This window comes from Pseudomonas sp. W22_MBD1_FP4, assembly GCF_052113765.1.
GTDB lineage: Bacteria > Pseudomonadota > Gammaproteobacteria > Pseudomonadales > Pseudomonadaceae > Aquipseudomonas > Aquipseudomonas sivasensis.
This window is the reverse complement of sequence record NZ_JBGQOI010000007.1, coordinates 99,425-124,135: the sequence shown is the minus strand read 5'-3', so window position 1 is coordinate 124,135 and position 24,711 is coordinate 99,425. Positions and strand designations below refer to the sequence as shown.

The window sequence follows — 24,711 nt, the reverse complement described above, 5'->3', positions numbered from 1 at the left end:
GCTTGATCGCGATTATTCTGCACAGTGGCTGTGCGACAATCGCCGCTACGCCGCAAATGCCCGCCAGGAGGCCATCATGTCGGATCAATCGTTGTCGCTGCTCAAGCTGTGCATCGCTATCGCCTTGGGTGTATGGCTGGGGTTTATCGCCATTGCGCTGACCACCTGGCTGGCGTCGAGCTACCTGTTCCCGCAAAGCCTTGCGCCGGTGGCGCAGGCAGTCCAGCAATTGGGCAAGCCGACCGTTGTCGCGCCTGAGCCACCCAACCGTATGTTCGAGCAGTACCAGCAGAACCTGCACAAGCAGGAACAGCAACAAGCCCTGGACCAGGCACGTAACAACGCACGTAACCTGTCCAACCCCAAATGCCAGTTCTGGCTGCAACAGGACCAGAATGCGCCCAATGAAAAGAGCCGGGCCAATGTCCTGCAATTCTGCGAATGATCAAGCACAACCATGAATAAGCACGCCGTCCTCCAGTTGATCCTGGAAAAACTCACTGTCGATCTCGATATCGCCCAGCGCGCCGCGCAGACCGCCTACGAAACCGCGACTCACGAAGAGAACATCGCGGAAAACAAATACGACACCCTGGGGTTGGAGGCTTCGTATCTCGCGGCCGGGCAGGCCAAACGGGTCGAGGAAATCAAGCAAGCGCTCGCGCTGTGCCAGAACCTGCAGTTGCGTGCCTACGATGATCAACGAGGCATAGAAGTCGGCGCGCTATTGGGCCTGGAGGACGAGAACGGTCGCCAGCAATGGCTATTCCTGGCGCCTGATGCTGCAGGCTTGAAGGTGGATGTGGTCGGGCAACCGGTGACTGTCATCACCCCGCGCTCGCCCATGGGCAAAAGCCTGCTGGGCAAGTTCGAAGGCGATGAGGTAGAGATTCTGGTGGCAGGCGCCCGGCAACTGTTTACGGTTACCGAGGCCCGATAAACCACTCAGTGGACGGGCAATTCAACGCCGTCGAACAGCTCTTCCAGTTCCTGTTTGTTATGGCACTGGATCGCCTTGGCCATCACTTCGCGGGTCAGGTGCGGCGCAAACTTCTCGATGAAGTCGCACATGAACCCACGCAGGAACGTGCCACGCCGGAAGCCGATCTTGGTCACGCTGGATTCGAACAACTCGCTGGCGTCGAGAACCACCAGGTCTTTGTCGAGGTTGGTGTCGACGGCCATCTTGGCGACGATACCCACACCCAGGCCCAGGCGCACGTAAGTCTTGATCACGTCGGCGTCGGCGGCGGTGAACACCACTTTCGGTGTGAGGCCGCGATGGCTGAAAGCTTCGTCGAGCTTGGAGCGGCCAGTGAAACCGAACACGTAGGTCACGATCGGGTATTCAGCCAGGGCTTCGAGGGTCAGCTTCGGCAGTTTGGCCAACGGGTGCCCCTGAGGCACCACAACGCAACGGTTCCAGCGGTAGCACGGCATCATCACCAGGTCACCGAACAGTTCCAGGGCTTCGGTGGCGATGGCAAAATCGACGGTGCCATCAGCAGCCATCTCGGCGATTTGCATCGGCGAGCCCTGGTGCATGTGCAAGGCCACGTCCGGGTATTGCTTGATGAAATCGCGGATCACCGGAGGCAATGCATAACGCGCCTGGGTGTGGGTGGTGGCGATCGATAGAGTGCCTTTTTTCTCGTTGGAAAATTCCTGAGCGATCTGCTTGATGCTTTCGACTTTACGCAGGATCTCGCCGGCAGTAGTGATGATGCGCTCACCAGCCGGGGTGACACGGGTTAGATGCTTGCCGCTGCGCGCGAACACTTCGACGCCCAGCTCGTCTTCGAGCAGGCGTATCTGCTTGCTGATACCGGGTTGCGAGGTGTACAGGCTTTGAGCGGTAGCGGAAACGTTGAGGTCGTGGTGCGCCACTTCCCAGATGTAGCGCAGTTGTTGAAGCTTCATATGTGTCCCTCAAAGCAGATAGACGCCACGGGTATCAGCGACGGTATATAACTATATTAAAGGTTAGACGGATAAATCTAGAACTTTTTATCGTTTTCTACCGGTCATACGTCATCAATGCGTCGACCTTGTAAGGACGGCACCAAGTAAACCGGCACCGTAGACAGCTGCAGCACCCGTGCCGCGGTACGCCCAAGCGGCGCTGTCGTGCCGGTTGCATGGCTGTGGCTACCGACGATCAACAGGTCGACGGACAGCTTGCGCAGTTGGTCGAGAATCACCTCGCACGGGTCCCCCTGAATCACACGTACCGAGCGGATCAACTTCAAGTCCTGCTCACCCTCCCCCAACTCCTCGCGGAAACTGTCGAGCACCCGCTGCTCGATGGTCGCCATCACCGTGCTAAGCCCTTGGGTCTGCCATTCACTCAACGCCGCTTCATCAAGGTAGCTCTGCAGCACCGATTCGGCGAACAACCCAATAGGCTCGACCGCGTGAATCACATACAGGTCAGCCTTGAACGTTCGCGCCAGCGCCAGTGCATGCTGCATCACATAGGGCGCGTACAGACCGAGGTCCGTGGCGTACAGCATCGAACGAATCATAAAACCTCCTGGACTGCCAGGGTGGAGGAGATTGAATGAGCTTAGCAGCGGCCCTAACTCTCGGCCTGAATCCTCACCTCATTACTGATGCCATGGGGCACGTGCCCCGTGGCCACCACCTCCCTGGCTTTCTCGCAATGACCGGCTTGGTCATCGAAAAATACATCAGCGGCAAACGCTTCCAGGAACGCGGACTTCTCCAGACCGCCAAGAAACAAGGATTCGTCCAAGCGAATATCCCACTCACGCAACGTGCGAATCACCCGCTCGTGAGACGGCGCCGAACGGGCGGTTACCAAAGCTGTGCGGATCGGACAGGCCTCTTCAGGAAACTCGCGCTGCAATAGGTTCAGCGCGGCCAGAAACCCCTTGAACGGACCGCCGTGCAAGGGCTGGCGCGCCGATTCGCGCTCGCTGGCCTGGAACGCGGCTAACCCGCCGGCCTGGTACACGCGCTCCGACTCATCGGAAAACAACACCGCGTCGCCGTCAAAGGCGATGTGCAGTTCCTCGCTGGAAGCCCGTCTCGGGCCGCCCGACAAAATCGTCGCCGCTGCAAAGCCGGCATCAAGGGCGCTGCGCACATCTTCAGCATGGGTCGAAAGAAACAGATGGCAACCAAAGGCGGCCAAATAAGGATAAGGGCTACGCCCTCCTACGAAAGCGGCGCGGGAAATATCCAGGCCGTAGTGCTGAATAGAGTTAAATACGCGCAGGCCAGTGTCGGCACTGTTGCGCGATACGAGCACCACTTCAACCCGGGCACGACCCAGGCTGGCGTTGAGGCTCAACAGCTTTTTGACCAGAGGGAAGGCGTCGCCGGGCTCAAGGATTTCTTCCTCGTGTTCGATCTGGTATTTGCGGTAGGCCTCCACCCCTTGAGCGAGATAGACCTTGTGGCTGTCGCTCAGGTCGAACAAGGCCCGCGACGAAATCGCCAGCACCAGTTTGTCGCCTAATCCCTTCGCCATGCATTTACCCCCCGAATCAGCGGTTATGCCGATCAATAAAACTCAAGGCCTGATACAGCGCCTGCATACGCGGTAATTCGCAGCCCGCGGCTTTGGCGGCTGCCAGAGGGCGAGCATAGATGGCCTCCAGCTCCAGCGGGCGCTTATGTACGTGGTCGTGGTACATGCTCGGCAAGTAATCGTCCATGGTTTCGGTCATGGCAAACATCTGCTCAGCGTAACTCTTGGGGATTTCCTGGCCACAGGCATGGGCACCCTGCACCACTTCAGCCATCAGCGCCTGGATCAGTTGGCGACTGGATTCGTCGGCCATCAGGGCCGTGGTGCCAGTCCCCAACACTACCGAAAGGCCGTTGTAAGGTACGTTCCACACCAGCTTGTGCCAGCGCGCCTGATGCACATTGGCCATGGCCTGGGACTCGATACCAGCCTTATGAAACAACGCGGCGCCTGCCTCGACAATTGCTTTCTGACGAGCCTCATCGTTAGCAGCAGAACCGCTGTGATAGCCCAGATTGACCCGGCCCAAGGCTTGATGCTCAACCACACCCGGACCAGAACGGTGCACGCCGATATAGCACAGGCCGCCGAGCAGATGCAGCGACAGCGGCAGGTGTTCTCGCAGGCTGTCTTCTACATCCAGGCCGTTTTGAAGCAGCACCACTTTGGCATCCGGCGCCGCGATTTGGGCAATGGTCGGCGCCAACTCAACATTGCCCGTGGACTTGGTGCCCACCAGCAACCAGTCACACGGCGGCATATCGGCGGCGCGCGCGTAGGCCTGAACCGGGTACAGGTGCAACTTGCCGTGCACCGTGCTGTTGATGTGCAAGCCGTGCTCGCTGACCGCGGCATATTCGCTGCGCAGCAGAAAGTGTACATCGAACCCGGCGCGAGCCAGCATCACACCGTAGAATCCCCCGATGGCACCGGTTCCGATAATGCCAACGCGTGGCGACTGTACTGTCATGGCAAATCCTCTGGAGTACGGATCAACGCTTGATTGATCGCGTCGGCAAGGTCGGCAGATGTAAGACGTGTCTGTAATTGTCCGAGGAATTGACCCTCGCACACGACGAACAACGCGGGCAAATGAAAGATCTGGTAGCGTTCAACCGCGCCACCGTTGTGCCCGGCATCCACCCAGCACACACGGTCCACCGGCAAGTGCCACCCGGGCAGTTGCTGGCGCGCCCAACGGCAGCTGGAGCATCCTACGCTGGTGAACACCACGAGCGAAATCCCTGGCAATCCCAGCAATTGCTGGTCAATATCCAGGTCGGTCAATTCCAGTTCCTTCACTATACTGCTGCCACTGCCGTCTACAGGACGGTGCTCGGAGTCCGTGTACATGGGTCGTTTTTTACCTCACCCTGATGATGTCGCTGTCGAGTTAATCCAACGCCCCTCTCCCGCCATACCCCGCCAACGCCTGCTCTCTAACGGCCTGGGTGGCATTGCCTGCAATTGGCCGCGCGCCTGGCGCCAGGGCACGGCCGTTGACTTGCACATTCCATCCCTGGGCGCCACCGCCCGATACCCAGGCTACGTGGCGTGGTGTCGCAAGGTGGAAAACGGCTACCGCGTCGGAATTTCGTTTACCGATGAACATGCGTTGTTCGGTGCGCGCATGGGCGAACAAGCATGCCGGATAGAGCGCTACTGCCGCCAGCACGAAGATGCTGAGCCTAGCCCTGCGAAAGTCGAAGCCCTGGCCCGCGAGTGGGTGGCGCGACACGCCAGTGACTTCTCCCATGAGGCGTTTGTGCGGCCAGCAGGGGATTAAAGGGGGCTTTGCCCATTGTCGCGGGCCCGTGTTACGCGCTAAGGTTCCTCCCCCCTGCATCCAAATCATGCTGTGCTCCGCCGCACGGGGATAGCTGGCGGCCGGCACCCGTGACCCTGACGAGTAACACGATGGCTGATTTACCGATCAATGACCTAAACGTCGAATCCAACGAGACGCTGATCACGCCCGATCAGCTCAAGCGCGAAATCCCCCTGAGCGACGCTGCCCTGCAGACCGTCACCAAGGGTCGCGAAGTCATCCGTGAGATTCTCGACGGCACCGACCACCGCCTCTTTGTGGTAATCGGCCCATGCTCGATCCATGACCTCAAGGCCGCACACGAATATGCTGAGCGCCTCAAGGTACTGGCGGCAGAAGTGTCCGACACCTTGTACTTGGTGATGCGCGTCTATTTCGAAAAGCCGCGTACCACCGTCGGCTGGAAAGGCTTGATCAACGACCCGTACCTGGACGACTCGTTCAAGATCCAGGACGGTTTGCACATTGGTCGTCAGTTGCTGCTGGACTTGGCCGAAATGGGCCTGCCCACTGCCACCGAAGCGCTTGACCCGATCTCCCCGCAATACCTGCAGGACCTGATCAGCTGGTCGGCCATCGGCGCGCGTACCACCGAATCCCAGACCCACCGTGAAATGGCGTCCGGTCTGTCATCGGCCGTGGGCTTCAAGAACGGCACCGACGGCGGCCTGACTGTGGCGATCAACGCGCTGCAATCAGTTTCCAGCCCCCACCGTTTCCTGGGTATCAATCAGGAAGGCGGCGTCTCCATCGTCACCACCAAGGGCAATGCCTACGGTCACGTGGTACTGCGCGGCGGCAACGGCAAGCCCAACTATGATTCAGTCAGCGTTGCGTTGTGCGAGCAAGCGTTGAACAAGGCCAAGATCAAGCCAAACATTATGGTCGATTGCAGCCACGCCAACTCCAACAAGGATCCGGCCCTACAGCCGTTGGTGATGGAAAACGTTGCCAACCAGATCCTCGAAGGCAATCAGTCGATCATCGGCCTGATGGTCGAGAGCCATTTGAACTGGGGATGCCAGGCGATTCCAAAAGACCTGGCCGACTTGCAGTACGGCGTGTCGATCACCGATGCCTGCATCGACTGGGCCGCCACCGAAAACACCCTGCGCAGCATGCACGCCAAGCTCAAGGACGTATTGCCGACACGCAAACGCACCTGAACCGCAACTGCACACACAAAAACGCCGGGCTAAGCCCGGCGTTTTTTTATTGTCTGCTGATCACTCAGAGCTTCGCGGCATGACGCTGGTGGCGCTCCATGTAGCGTTCGACATAGGAGCAGGAAGGGATCACCGTGTAGCCAGCCTCTTCGGCAAACTTTAAGGCCTCTTCGGTCAACGCCGCCGCAATGCCGCGGCCCCGCAGTGCGTTGGGCACGAAGGTCCGATAGATATCCAGGGTCTGCTTCCCGAGGTCCATATAGGTCAGATAGGCACGATGACCGTCCACATTGGTCTCGAACTGATGACCAGCCTGGTCATGGTGGATGGACAACGCCTCGCTCATCACTACTCCTCGCGGGTCTTGAATTCTGACCCCTACCTTACCGATGTTTTTCCGGCGAAGGAACATCTACGCCACCCCGTGCCGGTTTCGACAACGAGAAAACCTTGAGCGCTAACAACCAGCTCGTAGGGAATAGTAGGCACCAATCCTGAAATTGCTCAAGGCGCACTCGTCATCCCCTGCTGCTGGTGGATATAGAAGGGGCCTCGACCAAACACTGGTCGAAAGCCTGAACATTGCCGGCAGTTGAACCTTGAGACGAACAGGCGCTCTTAAAGTCACCTCTACATGAGTAAAAGATGCCCGGCCAAGCAACGCCAAACGCAACGTAAGTGTCGGCCCGAATATATAAATTTTCATCTATATACAAAGCTTAACGCATGCAGGCCGGCCCTTTCAGCCTGGATCCAATCTTCACCCGTATGAAAAAAATTGGACGGTTTTTATACAAACCTCCAAAAGATTAGCCAAAATAGATTAGGTGCGAGAATTTTTTTTGCTTCTTGCGCTACGTCAGTTTACTTACTACAAGTAATGGGTAGTATGTACGCTGGCTATTAGCTCACTCTGAGAAAGTAGCCATTTAATAGAAAGTCCTTGAAGGGGAACACGATGAACAACGTTCTGAAATTCTCTGCTCTGGCTCTGGCCGCAGTTCTGGCTACCGGTTGCAGCAGCGTCTCCAAAGAAACCGAAGCTCGTCTGACTGCAACTGAAGACGCAGCAGCTCGCTCCCAGGCCCGTGCAGACGAAGCCTACCGTAAAGCTGATGAAGCTCTGGCTGCTGCTCAAAAAGCACAACAGACTGCTGACGAAGCTAACGAGCGCGCTCTGCGTATGCTTGAAAAAGCTAGCCGCAAGTAATAATCCCTCGGGATTGTTATCAAGCCGATCCATTTATGGATCGGCTTTTTTATTGTCTGCGATTAGCACCTGAACGCAGGCAATAAAAAGCCCGCCGCAGCGCAAGGCTGTGGGCGGGCTTTTGATCGAGCAGAGTTACTGCTGAAGATCGATCAGCGAGCTGGACGCTATAGGCGCCCCACCTGGCACGCCGATTTCAGTCGGCAAACCATCTTCCGCGGCCACCACATCACGTACCTGATCCCAATTGACCCGCAGGTTATTGGCCAAGTCTTCACGCTTGAGCAAAGCGTTGATCACCGCCGTGTGCTTGTCGACCACCGATGGCGTTCCATCATCATTCAAAGGCGTATGCGCTTCCAGATAGACCTTGCCGCCGCTGCTGCCGAACTTGTAGGCATCGTTGATGATGCGCACCGACGTACCTACCGGCACCATGCCCGCCATCTCCAGCACATTATTGTTGAACATGCGGAAACAGCCATGACTGGTACGTGTGCCAATACCGAACTTCATGTTGGAGCCGTGGATCAGGTAACCCGGTGTGCCCAGGGTGAACTTGAACGGGCCCAGCGGATTATCTGGTCCGGCAGGCACCACGTTAGGCAAAGGATCACCGTTGGCGGCGTGTTCGGCCTTGATCGAAGCCGGCGGCGTCCATGTCGGGTTCGGCGTCTTGGCGATAATACTGGTGTGGGCAATGGGCGAGCCCCAGCCCTCACGACCAATCCCCAACGGGAAGGTGTAGACCACGTTCTGGCCCTTGGGGAAATAATAGAGCCGGTATTCCGCCAGGTTGATCACGATGCCCTCGCGAGGCCCCGGCGGCAGGATAAAACGCGTCGGCAGCACGATCTCGGTGCCCGCTCCCGGCAACCAGGCATCAACACCTGGGTTGGCCGCGACCATTTCCGAATAGCCCAGGTCGTAAGTGGTGCCCAGGTCGGCAAAGGTGTCTTCGTACTTGGCCTTGATCACCTGGACCTGGCCGACGATGTCTTCACCCGGAGGTGGCAAGGGCAACTGCAAAGCAGATGCAGAACCCGCCGCACAGAGTGCAGCGAGAGACAGGCAGCAGGTGACGACGGAAAGGCGCGACAACATCCGGAAAATCCTTCGCAGAACGACGTGTAGGTAAAAATCGATTGTATACGTGATGTGAGCTTCTAGCTGCAAGCGTGTCGCGGCCGCTAGAGTTCGAAACGCAGCTCAGGCCAGATCGGCGGTGTGCCGCGCTTTTGGGACTCCAAGATGGCCCGGCACAAGGGGCAAAGGCGCTGGTCCTGGAAAATCGAGCGATCAACCCGCGACCAACGTGGCTGCGCTGGCAGTAACGTGCCGCACAGCGTGCGATCAATGGAGCCGCCCAGTTCCAATTGACGCGCCACTAAATGCACCCGCACTTCCTGGCAGGCGAAGAGATCCAACTGCTCGTCCGGCTCGATCAGTTGGTAGTTAAACAGTGACCAGGCAGGACGCGACATCGGGGGCTCCAGATCGGGGGGGCGCCACCTTAGCCGAAAGCCTGCCAGTAGAAAAGCGTCATAGCAGCGGTTTTAGCGTAGGCCAGACATTTTCCAGCAACTTGCCCTGAGCAGCGACAGCCGGGTGCAGCCCGTCAGCCTGCATCAATTGCGAATTGCCGCCGATTCCTTCAAGGAAAAACGGTACCAACGGCACCTTTTTCTGCTGGGCGACATCGGCAAATACTTTGGCGAAGGCGTCGACATAACGCTTCCCATAGTTAGGTGGAATCTGCATGCCCAGCAACAGCACCTTCGCGCCGCTGTCCTGGGACTTCTGAATCATCGACGCAAGATTTTGTTGCAATTGCGTAGGGGGCATACCGCGCAGGCCGTCATTGCCACCCAGTTCGATAATCACTACCTCAGGCTTATGCTCTGCAAGGGCCGCCGGCAGCCGCGCGAGACCTCCAGCACTGGTATCACCACTGATGGAGGCGTTGACCACTTTATCGTCGAAACCTTCCTTCTTGAGCCGTTGCTCCAACAAGGCAACCCACCCTTTGCGTGTATCCAGGCCGAAACCGGCACTGATACTATCGCCAACGATCAGGACTGTACCCGCCGCTGCGTTCTGGGCCATGCACATCAAGGCCAGGCCAGCACTCAAAAACCACATTCGCATCGGATTCTCCATGGGCGCAAGCATTCTCACCGCGCGGAACCTTAGCAAAGTGGTTCCCAGCGCGGAAGGTGAACTGACTATCCTGCACGAACTGAGCCTCGAACTGAACAAGGGCGATAGCCTGGCTATCGTCGGCAGCTCCGGCTCCGGTAAATCCACCCTCCTCGGCCTGCTGGCCGGACTCGACCTGCCCAGCAGCGGCGAAGTCACACTCGCCGGACAAGCCCTCAGCCGCCTCGACGAAGACCAGCGCGCACGCATCCGCGCCGAACACGTAGGCTTTGTGTTCCAGTCGTTCCAACTGCTCGACAGCCTCAACGCGCTGGAGAACGTCATGCTGCCGCTGGAGCTGGATGGCCGCAAAGACGCCCGTGAGCGCGCCAAACACCTGCTGGAACGCGTGGGCCTCGGCCAGCGCCTCACACACTCGCCACGCCAACTTTCCGGTGGCGAGCAGCAGCGTGTAGCCATTGCCCGCGCCTTTGCCGCCGAACCGGACGTGCTGTTTGCCGATGAACCCACCGGCAACCTCGACAGCCACACCGGCGAGCGCATCAGCGACCTGCTGTTCGAGCTCAATAAAGAGAGCGGCACGACCCTGGTGCTGGTCACCCACGACGAGCGCCTGGCCCACCGTTGCCGACGCCTGATCCGCCTTGAAGCCGGCCTGATGGTCGCGCCCCTGGAGCCTTGATGGCACGTTTGCCGCTGTTGCGCCTGTTCAGCCTTGCCATGCGTCAATTGCTGCGCGATGCCCGCGCCGGCGAATTGCGCGTGTTGTTCTTTGCCCTGCTGGTGGCCGTGGCCGCCAGCACTGCTATCGGTTACTTCGGTGCACGTCTCAACGGCGCCATGATGTTGCGCGCCACCGAGTTCCTAGGCGCCGACCTGGTACTTGAAGGAAGCTCACCAGCCCGTTCCGAGCAAATCCGCTCCGGGACCGAACTGGGTCTGGATCACGCGCGAGTCGTGGAGTTCTCCAGTGTTATCGCCACAGATAACGGTATCCAGCTTTCCAGTATCAAGGCGGTCAACGAGCAATATCCGCTGCGAGGCGAACTGAAGAGCGCTGCTGCGCCCTTTGGCGATGAAACCCCTGGCGGCGGCCCCAAACCCGGCGAAGCCTGGGTGGAGGCGCGGCTGCTGACGGCACTGGACCTCAAAATCGGCGACAGCGTCGATGTCGGCATGAAAACCCTGCGTCTGGCCCGCGTACTCACCTACGAACCAGATCGCGCCGGCAACTTCTACAGCCTCACGCCAAGGGTGATGATCAACCTGGCAGACCTGGACGCCACCGGCGTGGTCCAACCCGGCAGCCGCGTCAGCTACCGCGAATTATGGCGCGGGCCGCCGGAAAGCACGGTGCTGCAAACCTATCGCGACCTGCTCAAGCCGGGGCTCGCCGCCAACCAGCGACTGCAGGACTCACGCGACGGCAATCAACAGATTGGCGGCGCCTTGGGCAAAGCCGAGCGCTACCTGAACATGGCCAGCCTGGTAGCCGTGCTGCTGGCCGGCGTGGCCGTGGCTTTGTCGGCCAACCGCTTTGCCACCCGACGCTTCGACGCCAGTGCATTGCTGCGCTGCCTGGGACTGTCACGACGCGAAGCCATGTTGCTGTTCAGCCTGCAACTGACCGTACTGGGTTTGCTCGCAAGCCTGGCCGGCGCCCTGCTCGGTTGGCTGGCACAGTTCGGCTTGTTCTATTTCCTGCACGACCTGCTGCCAGCGGATGTTCCCCCCGGGGGACTGTTGCCGGCCGTTGCCGGGATCGGCACCGGGCTGGTGGCTCTCGCCGGTTTCGCCCTGCCGCCGTTGGCAGCACTCGGTCGGGTACCGCCGTTGCGGGTGTTGCGCCGCGACCTGCTGCCAATTCCGTCCAGCACCTGGATGGTTTACGGCACTGCGCTGTTCGCACTGGGCCTGATCATGTGGCGCCTGAGCCTGGATCTGGTGCTGACCTTCGCCCTGCTGGGCGGTGGCGTGGTGGCTGCGCTGGTCCTCGGCGGCTTGCTTTTGCTGCTGTTGCAAAGCCTGCGGCGCCTGCTGGCTCGCGCCTCCCTGCCCTGGCGCCTGGGCTTGGGCCAACTGCTGCGCCACCCATTGGCGGCGGCGGGCCAGTCACTGGCGTTTGGCTTGATCTTATTGTCCATGGGTTTGATCGCCCTGCTGCGCGGCGAATTGCTGGACACTTGGCAAAACCAGTTGCCCAAGGACGCGCCTAACTACTTTGCGCTGAACATCCTGCCGGCCGACAAGGACGCCTTTAGCGCCCGCCTGCTGGAAGTGCAGGCGCAATCAGCGCCGCTGTACCCCGTGGTGCCGGGCCGGTTGATTAGCATTAATGGCGACCCGGTACAGGACATAGTCAGCAAGGACTCCAGCGGCGACCGCGCAGTACAACGCGACCTGAGCCTGACCTGGGCCGCCGACCTGCCACCGGGCAATACGCTGACTGCAGGCTCATGGTGGTCGCAACGACCCACCGAGGATATTCCTGGCGTCTCGGTAGAAGCCAAAGTTGCTGAAAGCCTCAAGCTCAAGTTGAACGATCACCTGGTGTTCACCATTGCCGGGGAAAATCGTGAAGCGCGGGTCACCAGCCTGCGAACCATCAACTGGGATAACTTCCAGCCGAACTTCTTCATGATTTTTCAGCCCGGCACGTTGAAGGACCTGCCGGCCACCTACCTGACCAGCTTCTACCTGGCGTCAGGGCATGACCAACAAATCGTCGATCTGTCGCGAGCATTTCCGGCGGTTACGATCCTCCAGGTTGAGGCCCTGCTGGAGCAATTGCGCAGCATCCTCGCCCAAGTGACCCTGGCGGTGGAATACGTGCTGTTGTTTGTACTGGCTGCCGGGATGGCCGTGTTGTTCTCCGGTTTACAGGCCACGCTGGACGAGCGCATCCGCCAAGGCGCACTGCTACGAGCGCTGGGCGCGGAACGCAAGTTGCTGGTCAAGGCACGGCGTATCGAGTTTGGCTTGCTGGGCGCCGTCAGCGGTTTGTTGGCGGCATTGGGTACCGAACTGGTGACCTGGGTGCTGTACCGTTATGCCTTTGACCTGGTCTGGCACCCGCACCCATGGCTGTTGCTGCTGCCGATCATCGGCGCCGTACTGATCGGTGCCGCAGGAGTATTCGGCACACGCCGCGCGTTGAATGCCAGCCCACTGACGGTATTGCGCGAAGGCTGAAACGCCGATGGCCCGCACTCTTCAAAGACTGCGGGCCATCATTGCCTATTTCACATATTCGATCCCGGTGATCCACCAGCACACTTCGCCACCGGGAGTCTGCACGACGGCCTCATCGTCGACCTCCTTGCGCAACAAGGCACGAGCCATCGGTGAGTCGATAGAAATGTAATCCATCCGGTCATAAATCTCGTCATAGCCGACTATGCGAAAACGCTTGGTCTCTCCCTGCTCGTTTTCAATATTGACCCAAGCACCAAAAAAAACCCTACCTTCCTGCTCGGGCATGTACTCCACCACGCGCATGTCTTCCAGACGCTTGCGCAGGTAACGCACCCGTCGGTCGATTTCTCGCAGCAGCTTCTTGTTGTACTGGTAGTCGGCATTCTCACTGCGATCCCCCAGTGAGGCGGCCCACGTCACCTTGCGCGTGGTATCTGGACGTTTTTCGCGCCACAGATAATCCAGCTCTTTCTTCAGCGCCTCATGACCTTCTTTGGTAATCAGCTTGGTACTCAAACGCATGCATCCCCAGGCAATGTCCATAGATGCCGATAGGCCAGGCAATAACTCCCTGACGTCGGTTCGCTGGGGTTGATGATAAATGAACCCGGGAAAGTAGCCAGGGCAGTCTAACCATCCAGGGTCTGATCCAGCTCAAGCAGCACACCGCGCAAACTCTGGCGTAAACCCGACACTTGCGAAGTCATCACTTTCAGGGCTTCGGTCCGCTGACTGACGGCCAACGATTGGTCATGCAACTGAGTGGTGCGCTGTTCCAATTCGCGGGTCCTTTCATCCAATTGACTCTGCTCTTGCTGCAATCGGGCCTGCCATTGATCAAGGGCTGTTTCGCGTTCCATTGCAGCGAGTTTTTGTTGGGTGAGTTCCTGAGCGACACGAGCAAGGTTGGTCAGCGTACTGTCCACTTCGAACAGGTTGCAGCGGTCTGTTGGCGCCAGTTGCTTTGGCTGCGCCGGAGCGTCGGGCTCATTCATTACGGCTGGTGCAGTCCGCAACACGGTCACCGGCTCATTGATTGGCATCTGCCTTGGCTCTTCTGGCGTCTGTTCATTTACGGGCAACTGGGCAGGCTCGGTTGGGTCCGCGTCCCTGGGAGGCGCACTCATTTTCGACGAGAAGCGAATGGAAGGCACAATCAATGAAGCACTTTCGATGGGTGGCATCACCGGAGCAGACATTCCCAGGGTGATCACCTTCATCACCAGGGCCTTCTTGATGGTCACCGAATGATGCTCTTCAGGCCTCGCAGGGGGCAGTTTGCACCCTTTCAAATCGAGAAAATGATAAGAAACTTGAGTGTCGGTTACACTGCCGGTCTTAATACCCGACGCCGATGTAAGAATCTGCTTAAAAACTTGCATTGCCACCTGTAAGTCTTCCTTGGACTCTACCCCATCCAGAAAATACCGATCGAGTTTTTTGCGCAGGGTTGCGATATAGACCCTTGAACTCGCCGGCTCCACCTCTTCATCCAAGCTATAAACAAGAAAGTTTGAGGCAATCTGACCAACAGCAAATCCACAGAGCAACGCCCCGTTGACCGGCGTATCTTGGCCATCGCGTTCAAGAACAAGAGTACGTAGAAGCATCATGATAATCAGGTCTCATTAGACATTCGGAAAATCTCTACAACTCCCAGACAAACACTAGGCAGTTAGAGATTACAAACACAAAACAATTGTTCCAGCGACCTGCCTAGCGTGCACGTAGGACTTTTCCTATTAATGCTTATCGGAGTTCCCAAAAACCACTATTGCTCGTATTCTTTTTCAACATCTTCGCCCTGCGCGCACCAGACTAAATGATCAAAATAACCAACCTGACAAAACATCTAAACAAGAAAACAATAATCAACGATTTTTCATTTAGCGCCTGCAAACATGAATGCCTGGGACTATTCGGAGAAAATCCTACAGTTAAAACAGCACTTCTCGATTTAATCTCAGGCTCGACACTCCCCTTCAGCGGACATATCAACATCCAAGGTATCGATACAACCACCCAATCGCATAAAGTAAAAAAGATAGTCGGCTACCAAATTAACAAGTGTGTCAGTCACCCGACGATGCTGGTTAAAGAGTTCCTTGACTACATCGCAGCCATCCGTGGACTTCGCGGCACCGAAAAGCGCGCAAAGGTTGAACAGGCTGCTGCACGATTGGAATTGTCATCGGTGCTCAACGCGCCCCTTGATGCGCTGTCGATCGGCCTTAAGCGCAAAGTCGCCATCGCCCAAGCCATCTTGCACACCCCTACGCTGCTGTTACTCGATGAGCCAACTGAAGGGCTCACGCCTGATCAAAAACACAAATTCAGGGCGCTCATCCAGTCGTTGACACAAGACATGACAGTGATCGTCGCCTCCCGCCACTGCGATGAATTGTCCGAGTTCTGTACTCGCGCGCTGGTTATCGAAGGCAATCGCCTGGTGGCCGACACCCCAATGCCCGATTTGCAACGCAACTCTCGTCATTTTCAGGCGGTCACCCTCGCCGCAGACGCTCCGTTGGACTTGTTGGCTCTAGCCGTACTGCCAGGTGTGGCAGGGATCGAAGAGCATCGGCATGCACCCGGTACGGTGACCGTCCTGGCCATGCCGGGACACACCATCTACCCCCACATCAACGCACTCATTGCCCATCGCCGATGGAAAATCAACTCACTGAACCTAGAGCCCGGTCGACTGAGCGATGTGGTTCATCATCTGAGCCGTGAGGCCCGTCTTTGAAACTGCTGCCAGTCATTTTCAAGCGTCAACTTCTCCACTACGCCTGCACACCCGGCACTTATCTGAGCGTTGCCATTTTTTCAGTGCTTTACGTGGCACTCGGGTTGCACATGAGTCCGTGGCCTGAACACGACATCAATACCTTGCAGGTTTTTTTCCAGTTGCACCCTTGGCTATATCTATTATTGATTCCTTCACTCGCGACGCAACTTTGGTCGGACGAGTCCAATGCAGGCTTTCTCGACCTGATGAAAACAGTGCCCGTCACGACGCATGAATGGGTTGTTGGAAAATTTCTAGCAGCCTGGGCCGTGGTGGGCATGGCCCTGATGTTGGCGTTCCCCCTCGTCATCATTGCCAACTACATGGGTAATGCAGACAACAATATTATTGCCTCGCAATTTATGTCTAGCTGGCTGCTGGCAGGCAGTTATTTATCTGTTGGATTGTTTATTTTCACACTACTGCCTCAGCGCACTGTCCTTTTCATACTGACAGTAGGCCTGCTGCTCACCTCCAGCGCTCTTTCTTATTTGCTTGATGCACTAGAGCATCAGGCGCCCATCTGGGCAATAGACAGCCTGGCCTCCCTAAGCCCTTTTTCAAGGTTCAGCGCTATTGACAACGGAAAGTTTATGCTTCGCGACATCCTTTACTTCATTAGTATAATAGTCGCCTTCCTCACAGCCACGACAGTAACCCTCAATTACCGACATCGCTGAGAAGGAAAGCCCTCCATGCAACCTACTCTGCGCACAGGCATTACACTCACTGTCATATTGTTATTATTTCTAGCGTTCAACTTAGTTTGGATAGCGAAAATTCCTGATATTCGATGGGATCTTTCGCGACATAAGGTCCACACCCTCTCCCCACCCGCTAGACAATTACTTTCGTCGCTTGAGTCGCCACTGGACTTGTATTATTTCAATACCAATAACGACCCGAAACGAAGCTTCGCCCTAAAGCGCCACGGCAAGCACATAGAAGACCGGTTGCGGGAATACGAAAAAGCAGCGAAGGGTATGATCAATCTGCACCTTATTGATCCCGGATCTTTTTCAGAAGACGCCTACAAAGCCAGGCTTTTCGGTCTCGACGACCAGGCGGGATTTCTGGGGCTAATCGGCACCCGAGCCGGCCACGGAGCGCAACGTATTGAATCATTCAGCCTGGACCGGGAGCCATTGCTCGAATATGAAATCAGCCATCTGATCTATAAGTTGCAGTACCCAGACCGCCCGGTTATCGGACTATTGTCTGGTTTAGCGATGGGAGACTATGCAGGCCAGTTGGTGACGGAAATGCAGCGTCATTTCAACCTGGTCAATCTGGAGGCGACCACCGAGCGCATACCGGAACACGTCAAAACGCTTATGGTCGTGCGTCCTGAAGCGCTGCCCGAACAATCGTTGTATGGGATTGAACAATTTGTGTTGAGGGGCGGTAAATTGATGATGTTTATCGACCCCATGCCTGAGCAAAGTTCGAACATCACGTCCGCCAATACCCGTCTGACAGAGGTGCTTTCCGCTTGGGGCGTAGAGATGCCAGCAGACAAGTTTCTAATCGACCACCGCTACGCGGAATCGGCGGCACCTGAGCTGGGTAAGCTCCCAGTGCAGTATCCGGGCAGATTGAAGCTGCCTCGGCAGGCAATGAACACGCACGACATCAGCACTTGGAAACTTAATACTGTGACGGTCTCGAGCAGTGGTGCGCTTTTTCATCGCAAAAAAAGCGGCACCACCCTCACCCCGCTTCTGCAAAGTTCCGGGCAATCCAGGTTGCTGGAAACCAACCGATTTACCTCAGCACATGAGATCGACTCAACGGCCGATAACGCATCCACTCGGGCGCAACACCATGTGATTGCTGCTCGTATAGAGGGGCCAGCCTACTCAGCATTCCCCGATGGCATTAAGGAGCAGCCCGCAGGTTTGCAAAAAGCGGCACAGATCCATGTGGTGGTGGTGGCCGACACTGATTTGCTCACGGATCACATCAATAGCTCAGCGCCTGACAGCAACGCAGTCTTTATCTTAAATACGCTGGATAACCTCTCCGCAAGCGATTCACTGGCCAATATCCGCCCGCGCGCACCGATGGACAGATCGAAGAACATAATGGAGCGGATACGCGACAACGCCGAACAAGCCTACGAGCAGAAGGCGACTGAATTGGAACGGCGTCTGTTACGAACGGAACAGGAATGGCAAATGCTGAACCCACCGGCAGCCCCCCTCGGCTCCCAAGCAGTGGACACCACCCCCCAATTGGTGGCGCTCAACAAGGAGCGCCTGCGCTTACCCATGGAATTACACGCTTTGAGGGCTCAGACGCACGCTGAGGTGCATCGCCTGGAGCTCGCGATAAAGCTGTTCGTGACCTTGGCAATCCCGGGCGTGCTCTGTCTAGTCGCTTGGGTGGTTTTTGTAAGGAATAAACGGCGCCGATTACAGGCGAGTGTCGGACTCTCCTGAGCCCTCAACGCCTGGCAATCAGCCCCTGCCGGGCAATACGTGTGAGTTGACGAATCACTTCAGCCGCGTCGCTGGCACTGGGCGCCTGGATAACTGCCAGGTCGAAGCTGTTACTCGCAAAACGGGCCAGGGAACCGACATCTTCGACAAACTGGATCAGGAAAGCCGAAGGCCGCCCGGTGCGACGTGGCCAGCCGTCCAGGTAACGCAACAGCGTGGGCTGGTGCTTACCGCCCAAGAGGATTTTCGGATTGCGTTGAGTAAGGTCCGCAGTGATCGGAGCCAGGCGTATCAGGGGGCGTAGTGCATTCATAGTGTCGTGTCTCTGCCTCAAAAGTCTGCGGGCAGGTGAGAGGCAACACCGAACCAGCGCTTTAGCGGTATTTCGAAGCTGTTTCCTCAGGGGAGAACAGGCTTCTGTCGGGCTGCATCGAGTCCCAGTGGCGCCCCGCAATTAGCTGTTTAAATCGGCGCATGGGCAGCATCCTAGAGAAGCCGGATGGACGATGTCAAGAATCCCGAGCAATGAAAAGGCCCGCACATGGCGGGCCTCTTCAGGTGTTGTAGAGGGGTCAGTTGGCTATTGCACGGTCGGCAGACAGTTTGCCGGCACCTTCCAGCAGCACTGCCACGGACCCGCCCAACAAGGCTAATGCGAACTCGTAACCGTTGTTGGCCATGAACAGACCGTTATGGATATGCACCGAGAAGATCGCCACCACCGACAGAATGGTCAGGCCCAACGCGGCAGGGCGTACCAGCAGACCGATGATCAGGGCCAGGCCGGCGAAAAACTCGGTTCCGCCCGACAGCAGCGCCATCAGGGTACCCGGCGCCAGGCCGATGCTTTCCATCCATTGGGCAGTGCCCGCCAAGCCGTAGCCGCCAAACCAACCGAAGAGTTTTTGCGAACCGTGGGCGGCGAAGATGATGCCAACAACAATGCGCAGGATGGTCAGACCGTAGCCGGCACGAGTGGACAGTAGGCTTTTGATCATTGGGCTCATGGAGTAAATCCTTTTCGAAGTAGGGGTTGGTTGGCCGCTATATTAATCAGTTTAAGCAATGATAAAAGCCGAAAAAATGCCTGATTAATATCGATAAAATCGATTACTTCCGTGAGGCAATTTTCGGTGCTGGCGGCTCCAGGGACTCACGCTCCCGATCGAACGCCAAGAAGTACTTGTTGACGCTATTAACATAGCTGACGCCGCCCATTCCCACCTGCTCCATGGCAATGCGCTCCACCTGGAAGAACCATTGGTTGGGGTTCAATCCGCGGCGCCTGGCCTCGGTGCGCATACCCTGCACGCGCTCCGGGCCCATGTTGTAGGCCGCGAGTACAAAAGCCATGCGCTCACGCTCGTTGAGCTTGGGGCTGGCGAAGAACTTGCGACGGATCAACGCCAGATAACGCGCGCCCGCCTGCACATTACTGTCGAGACTTTCGATATTGTTGACGCCCACCCGTTGGGCCGCTGAGGGTGTGATCTGCATCAAGCCGGTAGGACCACCGCTGTTGCGCGCGCCAGGATCGAAGGCGGATTCCTTGAAAGCCAGCGCTGCAAGGTTAAGCCAGTCCATGCCCTGCTCGCGGGCATGTTTTTGCAGCACTGGCCGCAGCTTTTCCAGGCGCTGGCGGTCGGCGCGGGCCAGTGGGTTGCGCACCTGGTAGAGGCGTCGATAAATACGTTGAAACGCCACGTCCTGGTCGGAAGGCGTGCGATAGGTCTTGAGAAATCGATCAATACTTGCACGCAGAATCGAAGCGTCCTGGCGAACAAACCAGTATTCATCGCCGGGTTCGCTGATGACGACTTGTTTGTCGAAGCGCAACTTGGGCAGGATCTTCGACCAGCGTTCGGCAATCGGTTTCTCGACAATGGTGAGATGGAAAATCCCCGCCTGCACCATTTCCAGAACGTCCTCCACTGCCAGGGTCGGGTCCACCCATTCCACCTTCACCGGTGGCTGCTTGTGCAGGGCCAGCTTCTGATTGACCTGGCTGATGGCATCCGCTGCCGCACTGCCAGTGGTCAGCGCCAGCGTTCGTCCTGACAGTTGCTCCAACTTGGTAAAACGCCGCTCTCCCTTCACCCCCACCAGCCACAACGGTACAGCGCTGGCAATCGGGCTACTGGTGCTGATTTTGTGAGCAGCTTTCACATCAAGCAACTCCCCAGGAGCAACCAGATCGCCTTCACCACGGGCCAGAGCGCCGAGCAATTGATCCTTGGCCTTGGGGATTATCTTGAGGTTTATTTCCTGGCCATCACGGGCGTGACCGTTGAGGTATTGCTCGAAGGCGCGTAGGCGGTGGTATTCAACTCCGATGGCCTGGCCCTGCACTTCGCCGGAACTGTTGCGACTTTGGTTGACCAATACCCGAAGGGTGCGACTTGAACGAATCTCCGCCAAGTCACGGACCTTGCCAGGCTTGGTCACTTCCAGCGGCCCGTCCAGACGCGCAACCGCCGCCAAAGGCAACAGTAACGCCAGGCACAACATAAGCAACGCCGAGGGTCGGATCATCCGCTCTCCGGAAAGAATACTGGCCAACGCGCTCGCGAAAAACGACGCGGTGGAGGTCAGAAACAGAGCGCTTTATGCGCAGGCTTTGCGTGCAACGGTGGCACAGTGCAGGGCGTTCAGCCAAACACGATGTCACTTGCGACGTTCAAAGACAGCTATAACTCATTGTAGTTCTTCGTTTTTCTTATAAATCTACAGCTCTGATATGCTTTCCGGCCGCAGGCGGAGATAGCACCATGCAACTCATTGATATCGGCGTCAACCTGACCAACCCCAGTTTCGACGACAAGCACCAGGCCGTTCTCGACCGCGCCTACGCCGCCGGCGTGCAGCAATTGGTACTTACCGGCACCAGCGTCGACGGCAGCGAACAGGCTCTGGAACTGTGCGTCAACCTCGACGAAAGCGGCCAACGCCTGTTCAGCACCGCAGGCATCCACCCCCACTCCGCCAGCGACTGGAACGGCGACAGCGCCCAGCGTTTGCGCGGTTTACTCAGCGAAAGCCGCGTACGTGCCGTGGGCGAATGCGGCCTGGATTTCAACCGGGATTTCTCACCGCGCCCGCAACAGGAAAAAGTCCTGGAAGAACACCTGGCCCTGGCCGTCGAGCTAAAGCTCCCGGTATTTCTCCATGAGCGTGACGCTAACCAACGCCTGCTGGAGATCCTCAAGGACTACCGCGACCACCTCCCCGCCGCCGTAGTGCATTGCTTCACCGGCGAACAGGCGGCGCTGTTCAGCTACCTCGACCTCGATTTGCACATTGGCATCACCGGCTGGATATGCGACGAGCGCCGTGGTACGCACCTGCACCCACTCGTCAAAGAAATTCCCCGGGGCCGCCTGATGCTGGAAAGCGATGCGCCTTACCTGCTGCCGCGCACCCTGCGTCCCAAGCCGAAAAACGGTCGTAACGAACCGGCTTATCTGACGGAAGTACTGCGCGAAGTCGCCCTGCACCGCAACGAAAGCGCGCAAGACTTGGCCGACCACAGCACTGCCTGTTCACGCGCTTTTTTTGGGTTGCCGACCTTGGATTGATGCGGCGCATTGACCCATGTCAAAACCGGTTTTCTGAGTAGCGGCACAATAATGGCACCTTGCCAATGCTGTTTCCGCTATCAGAGAAAACCTTCCATGGGTGCCTGGCTTAGCAATATCTCGCTGAAGTACAAATTCTGGGCCGTCAACGCGGTCGCCTTCATCACCACCCTGCTGCTGGTGCTGTACGCCGTGCAGCTCGAACAACAAGCGCGCAGCACAGCCTCCCAGGTTTCGGCGCAGGCCCAGGGCCGATTGCTGGGGGCCTGGCCAACCAACCAGCCGCTCCCCAAGGACGCGCATTGGCTGACGTTTGCCCGAGGCCAAGTCCCACAGTTGGGCGATTTGGATCTGTCAGCCCTGAGCACCACCACCGGCTGGGTCGAACTCAATCACATGCCGCTGTTTGGTGAAAATCCATTGATAGGCGCTGAAGTCATTGCCCGCCCGGATGGGCAATACATTGGCGTACTTGCCTACGCGCCAAGCTTGAGCCAGGTCTTCAGCGACCGCTTCGCTAATTACGCTGTGGCTGTCGCAATCCTGATGCTTGTGATGCTTGGCGCTTCGCAACTGCTGATCCGCTTCCTGCTCAGTCAGCTCAACACGCTCAAGGATGTCATGCTGCACGTGGAGAAAACCGGCGACCTGTCGGCCCGCGTCCCCCTGGCCTGCAAGGATGAAGTCGGCCAGATGGCCAGCGCGTTCAATGCCATGCAGGCTGGCTACCAGCGCGTGGTCAGCACCGTGGCGCGCACCGCTCGGCAACTGGACGAAGGCGCTGCACGTCTGGCCAGCAGCATGAATGAGGTGCAGCACGGCATGCTCGGCCAGCAAAGCGAAACCGACCAAGCCGCCACGGCCATCAACGAGATGACCGCCACCGTCTACCACATCGCCCAACATGCTGGCGCCACGCGAGATTTGTCCCAATCCGCCGACACCCTCGCCGGTAGCGGCCAGGAAGTGGTGACTCGGGTAAGACACTCGATTGCCGGACTCTCCAGCGGCGTGCAACAAACTGCCGTAATGATCCAGAAGCTTGCTGAAGACAGCCAGAAAATCAACGGTGTGGTCAGCGTGATTCACAGCATCGCCGAACAGACCAACCTGCTCGCCCTCAACGCCGCCATTGAAGCCGCACGCGCTGGAGAAATGGGCCGTGGCTTCGCAGTCGTCGCCGACGAAGTGCGCAATCTGGCCAAGCGCGTGCAAAGCTCCACCGACGAGATCACCCGTATGGTTTCAGCGCTGCAAGCCGGTACCCGCGACGCGGTGGACTTTATGCAGGAAAGCTCGTTCAAGGCCGACGACTGCGTGCAACAAGCCCAGGAAGCCGGTGCAGCACTCGCCGAAATCACCGGTGCTGTGGCGCAGATGCGTGAAAGCAACACTCAAATCGCCGTTGCCGCCGAACAGCAAAGCCATGTGGCCGAAGAGATGAACCGCGCAGTGGTCAGTATCCGCGATGTGACCGAGAACACCGTCCAACAAACCGTGGATTCGGCAACGACCAGCAATGAACTGGCGACGTTGGCAGGGGAGTTGAGCAAGGCGATTGGGCAACTGAAACTGTAGGACTGGCTATGAGCCCCATAGCGAGCCCCAATTCGCCCACGCGCCCGCCCCCACCTAAACTCTCTCCATGTTGTTTCAACGGACAGAGGAATCACCATCATGGGCAAACGTCATCCCAATCTCCCCGCCTGGCAATGGCATAGCTACCCGCAGAAGCACCAGCACCCAACGAACCTGGCCTTGAACCTGATCGCCGTGCCGCTGTTTATCGTTGGCTTTCTGTTGATCGTTTCTGGGGCCTTTAGTCTGAGCCTGGCCAGTTTCGCCGTTGGCGTAGTCGGCATTCTGGCCGGCCTGGCATTGCAGCGTCATGGTCACAGCCTGGAAGCCCAGGCGAGTCAGCCGTTCAGTGACCGCAAACATGCGGTGAGCGCCTGGTAATTGAGCAGTTCGTGACCTCTGCGCGCGTTGTGTCAAGCAGTGGCAGGTGGCGCGCCTGGCGCCAGCGCCATCTGCACTGATGCTTAAGCGAATACCACAACAGTCTGGCGGCTGATAGCAATCAATCCGCCAGTAGGGCTCCACAGCGCAGCGGCAGCATGGCCGTAGCCGTCGCGGGCGTGTTCGATGTTGACGCAGTACTGACACCAATCGAGGGTGGTCAGATCCTGCAACGGTTGGATGAATTCGATGGTCCAGGTCAGGGTGCTGCCCGGTGCCGGTTTCTTCAGGTGCGGCAGCAATGCCGGCGGCCAGGCGTCGACCAGGGCGAGGATATGCGCCTCGGTCAACGGCTCTTCTTTCACATCCCCACGCAAGCGAACCCAGCCCCCCATTTCGCGGGACTTATTACCGGTGAATGGCAGGCCGCCAACGCTCCAGCGCATTGCCAAGTGACGCATAAATTCAGGCGTCACACCCTTGATATAGGGCAACTCCTGGCACTCGTCCCAGTGTTTGAACACCGGCGCCGCGTCGCTTGCCACATCTATCTCTGACTCACGGGATGCGCCAAAACTGGCTTGCACCAGGGTCGCCACTTCACCGTTCTGAACGACGCGGCCTAGCAACTGACTGACTGCCTTGCCTTCGCGCAACACTTCGACTTGATAACTGGCGGGCACATCGGGCGCCACCGGCCCCACGAAGGTTATTGCCAACGACCGCAATGGTCGATCCGCAGGCACTTGGGCACGCAGTGCTTCGTATTGCAAAGCGGCGACCAGCCCGCCAAACGTCGCGCGACCTTGGGCCCATTCGGCGGGGATGGTGACATCCAGCGGGTGGCTACGGGCAGCGTCGAGCAAATCACTAAAGCGCATGGCGACCTC

27 protein-coding genes and 1 pseudogene are annotated in these 24,711 nt (G+C 57.8%); 13 read left to right on the top strand and 15 right to left on the bottom strand.

Translation table 11 applies throughout. The features are described from left to right. Positions 1 to 76 precede the first annotated feature (76 nt). Both ACEN2T_RS11570 and ACEN2T_RS11565 read left to right on the top strand, forming a co-directional pair. Positions 77 to 445, top strand: a complete 369-nt coding sequence (locus ACEN2T_RS11570) for a hypothetical protein (protein ID WP_032889011.1) — start codon at positions 77 to 79, stop codon at positions 443 to 445. Positions 446 to 457: 12 nt separating this feature from the next. After that, positions 458 to 940, top strand: coding sequence for a GreA/GreB family elongation factor (locus ACEN2T_RS11565; RefSeq protein WP_032889009.1), 483 nt, complete (start codon positions 458 to 460; stop codon positions 938 to 940). Positions 941 to 945: 5 nt separating this feature from the next. On the opposite strand, the gene cysB is transcribed toward ACEN2T_RS11565, so the two are convergent. The 5 genes from cysB to ACEN2T_RS11540 all read right to left on the bottom strand — a co-directional run bounded on the left by cysB (position 946) and on the right by ACEN2T_RS11540 (position 4,849). Continuing rightward, positions 946 to 1,920, bottom strand: a complete 975-nt coding sequence (gene cysB / locus ACEN2T_RS11560) for an HTH-type transcriptional regulator CysB (protein ID WP_003189876.1) — start codon at positions 1,918 to 1,920, stop codon at positions 946 to 948. Positions 1,921 to 2,024: 104 nt separating this feature from the next. Beyond that, positions 2,025 to 2,525, bottom strand: a complete 501-nt coding sequence (locus tag ACEN2T_RS11555) for a universal stress protein (RefSeq protein WP_032889006.1) — start codon at positions 2,523 to 2,525, stop codon at positions 2,025 to 2,027. 53 nt (positions 2,526 to 2,578) lie between these two features. Then, entirely contained in the window at positions 2,579 to 3,496 is a 918-nt protein-coding gene (locus ACEN2T_RS11550; protein ID WP_442116773.1) for a 5'-nucleotidase, read from the bottom strand. Positions 3,497 to 3,512: 16 nt separating this feature from the next. Continuing rightward, positions 3,513 to 4,466, bottom strand: coding sequence for a putative 2-dehydropantoate 2-reductase (locus ACEN2T_RS11545; protein WP_095184218.1), 954 nt, complete (start codon positions 4,464 to 4,466; stop codon positions 3,513 to 3,515). Next, positions 4,463 to 4,849: a thioredoxin gene (locus ACEN2T_RS11540; protein WP_122752693.1), complete on the bottom strand. Its 387-nt coding sequence runs from the start codon at positions 4,847 to 4,849 to the stop codon at positions 4,463 to 4,465. The genes ACEN2T_RS11545 and ACEN2T_RS11540 overlap by 4 nt, the downstream gene beginning before the upstream one ends. Between ACEN2T_RS11540 and ACEN2T_RS11535 the strand changes: the two genes are divergently transcribed. After that, positions 4,848 to 5,282 (top strand): pilus assembly protein PilZ, encoded by a 435-nt coding sequence (locus ACEN2T_RS11535; RefSeq protein WP_032888998.1) that lies wholly within the window; start codon positions 4,848 to 4,850, stop codon positions 5,280 to 5,282. The genes ACEN2T_RS11540 and ACEN2T_RS11535 overlap by 2 nt on opposite strands. A gap of 131 nt (positions 5,283 to 5,413) precedes the next feature. Continuing rightward, positions 5,414 to 6,490 (top strand): 3-deoxy-7-phosphoheptulonate synthase, encoded by a 1,077-nt coding sequence (locus ACEN2T_RS11530; RefSeq protein ID WP_032888996.1) that lies wholly within the window; start codon positions 5,414 to 5,416, stop codon positions 6,488 to 6,490. Positions 6,491 to 6,554: 64 nt separating this feature from the next. Here the strand turns inward: ACEN2T_RS11530 and ACEN2T_RS11525 are convergent, their stop codons facing one another. Then, on the bottom strand, positions 6,555 to 6,836 hold the full coding sequence (locus ACEN2T_RS11525) for a GNAT family N-acetyltransferase (RefSeq protein WP_003189869.1): 282 nt from the start codon (positions 6,834 to 6,836) through the stop codon (positions 6,555 to 6,557). 612 nt (positions 6,837 to 7,448) lie between these two features. On the opposite strand from ACEN2T_RS11525, the gene oprI reads away from it, so the two are divergent. Further along, positions 7,449 to 7,700 (top strand): outer membrane lipoprotei OprI, encoded by a 252-nt coding sequence (oprI, locus tag ACEN2T_RS11520; RefSeq protein ID WP_003172710.1) that lies wholly within the window; start codon positions 7,449 to 7,451, stop codon positions 7,698 to 7,700. Between the two features lie 135 nt (positions 7,701 to 7,835). On the opposite strand, the gene ACEN2T_RS11515 is transcribed toward oprI, so the two are convergent. From ACEN2T_RS11515 to ACEN2T_RS11505, 3 genes are all read right to left on the bottom strand, one after another. Then, positions 7,836 to 8,804 carry a L,D-transpeptidase family protein gene (locus ACEN2T_RS11515; protein ID WP_032888994.1) on the bottom strand — a complete coding sequence of 323 codons (969 nt, stop codon included), beginning with the start codon at positions 8,802 to 8,804 and terminating at the stop codon, positions 7,836 to 7,838. A gap of 86 nt (positions 8,805 to 8,890) precedes the next feature. Then, positions 8,891 to 9,184: a hypothetical protein gene (locus tag ACEN2T_RS11510; RefSeq protein ID WP_010211879.1), complete on the bottom strand. Its 294-nt coding sequence runs from the start codon at positions 9,182 to 9,184 to the stop codon at positions 8,891 to 8,893. Positions 9,185 to 9,242: 58 nt separating this feature from the next. Next, entirely contained in the window at positions 9,243 to 9,848 is a 606-nt protein-coding gene (locus ACEN2T_RS11505; protein WP_032888992.1) for an arylesterase, read from the bottom strand. 10 nt (positions 9,849 to 9,858) lie between these two features. Between ACEN2T_RS11505 and ACEN2T_RS11500 the strand changes: the two genes are divergently transcribed. Together ACEN2T_RS11500 and ACEN2T_RS11495 are read left to right on the top strand one after the other, a co-directional pair. Beyond that, positions 9,859 to 10,542, top strand: a complete 684-nt coding sequence (locus tag ACEN2T_RS11500) for an ABC transporter ATP-binding protein (RefSeq protein ID WP_032888990.1) — start codon at positions 9,859 to 9,861, stop codon at positions 10,540 to 10,542. After that, positions 10,542 to 13,052: an ABC transporter permease gene (locus ACEN2T_RS11495; protein WP_442116772.1), complete on the top strand. Its 2,511-nt coding sequence runs from the start codon at positions 10,542 to 10,544 to the stop codon at positions 13,050 to 13,052. The genes ACEN2T_RS11500 and ACEN2T_RS11495 overlap by 1 nt, the downstream gene beginning before the upstream one ends. 45 nt (positions 13,053 to 13,097) lie before the next feature. Here the strand turns inward: ACEN2T_RS11495 and greB are convergent, their stop codons facing one another. Together greB and ACEN2T_RS11485 are read right to left on the bottom strand one after the other, a co-directional pair. Then, entirely contained in the window at positions 13,098 to 13,571 is a 474-nt protein-coding gene (gene greB, locus ACEN2T_RS11490) for a transcription elongation factor GreB (RefSeq protein WP_442116771.1), read from the bottom strand. Between the two features lie 113 nt (positions 13,572 to 13,684). Continuing rightward, positions 13,685 to 14,668 (bottom strand): hypothetical protein, encoded by a 984-nt coding sequence (locus ACEN2T_RS11485; RefSeq protein WP_032888986.1) that lies wholly within the window; start codon positions 14,666 to 14,668, stop codon positions 13,685 to 13,687. 209 nt (positions 14,669 to 14,877) lie between these two features. Here ACEN2T_RS11485 and ACEN2T_RS11480 point away from each other — a divergent pair, with 209 nt between their 5' ends. From ACEN2T_RS11480 to ACEN2T_RS11470, 3 genes are read left to right on the top strand one after another with little or no spacing between them, the layout of a single operon-like run. After that, on the top strand, positions 14,878 to 15,804 hold the full coding sequence (locus ACEN2T_RS11480; RefSeq protein WP_442116770.1) for an ATP-binding cassette domain-containing protein: 927 nt from the start codon (positions 14,878 to 14,880) through the stop codon (positions 15,802 to 15,804). After that, positions 15,801 to 16,526, top strand: coding sequence for an ABC transporter permease (locus ACEN2T_RS11475; protein ID WP_095184214.1), 726 nt, complete (start codon positions 15,801 to 15,803; stop codon positions 16,524 to 16,526). Before ACEN2T_RS11480 ends, ACEN2T_RS11475 begins: the two co-directional genes overlap by 4 nt. A 15-nt stretch (positions 16,527 to 16,541) precedes the next feature. After that, a complete protein-coding gene (locus ACEN2T_RS11470) occupies positions 16,542 to 18,287 on the top strand; it encodes a Gldg family protein (protein WP_442116769.1) in 1,746 nt (581 codons plus the stop codon). A 4-nt stretch (positions 18,288 to 18,291) separates the two neighbouring features. Here the strand turns inward: ACEN2T_RS11470 and ACEN2T_RS11465 are convergent, their stop codons facing one another. The 3 genes from ACEN2T_RS11465 to ACEN2T_RS11455 all read right to left on the bottom strand — a co-directional run bounded on the left by ACEN2T_RS11465 (position 18,292) and on the right by ACEN2T_RS11455 (position 20,819). Continuing rightward, positions 18,292 to 18,600 (bottom strand): class I SAM-dependent methyltransferase, encoded by a 309-nt coding sequence (locus ACEN2T_RS11465; protein WP_442116768.1) that lies wholly within the window; start codon positions 18,598 to 18,600, stop codon positions 18,292 to 18,294. A 259-nt stretch (positions 18,601 to 18,859) separates the two neighbouring features. Continuing rightward, on the bottom strand, positions 18,860 to 19,294 hold the full coding sequence (locus ACEN2T_RS11460; protein ID WP_032888975.1) for a DoxX family protein: 435 nt from the start codon (positions 19,292 to 19,294) through the stop codon (positions 18,860 to 18,862). 103 nt (positions 19,295 to 19,397) lie between these two features. Further along, the gene (locus tag ACEN2T_RS11455; RefSeq protein WP_442116767.1) at positions 19,398 to 20,819 is read right to left on the bottom strand and encodes a transglycosylase SLT domain-containing protein; all 1,422 of its coding nucleotides are present in this window, start codon (positions 20,817 to 20,819) and stop codon (positions 19,398 to 19,400) included. Positions 20,820 to 21,055: 236 nt separating this feature from the next. Between ACEN2T_RS11455 and ACEN2T_RS11450 the strand changes: the two genes are divergently transcribed. From ACEN2T_RS11450 to ACEN2T_RS11440, 3 genes and pseudogenes are all read left to right on the top strand, one after another. Beyond that, complete coding sequence (locus ACEN2T_RS11450) at positions 21,056 to 21,862, top strand: TatD family hydrolase (protein WP_122752689.1); 807 nt, start codon at positions 21,056 to 21,058, stop codon at positions 21,860 to 21,862. Between the two features lie 96 nt (positions 21,863 to 21,958). Continuing rightward, positions 21,959 to 23,440 (top strand): methyl-accepting chemotaxis protein, encoded by a 1,482-nt coding sequence (locus ACEN2T_RS11445; RefSeq protein WP_099601452.1) that lies wholly within the window; start codon positions 21,959 to 21,961, stop codon positions 23,438 to 23,440. A gap of 99 nt (positions 23,441 to 23,539) precedes the next feature. After that, positions 23,540 to 23,901 (top strand): annotated as a pseudogene (locus ACEN2T_RS11440) (terminase). A 3-nt stretch (positions 23,902 to 23,904) separates the two neighbouring features. Here the strand turns inward: ACEN2T_RS11440 and ACEN2T_RS11435 are convergent. Beyond that, entirely contained in the window at positions 23,905 to 24,702 is a 798-nt protein-coding gene (locus ACEN2T_RS11435; protein WP_442116766.1) for an acyl-CoA thioesterase, read from the bottom strand. Positions 24,703 to 24,711 lie beyond the last annotated feature (9 nt).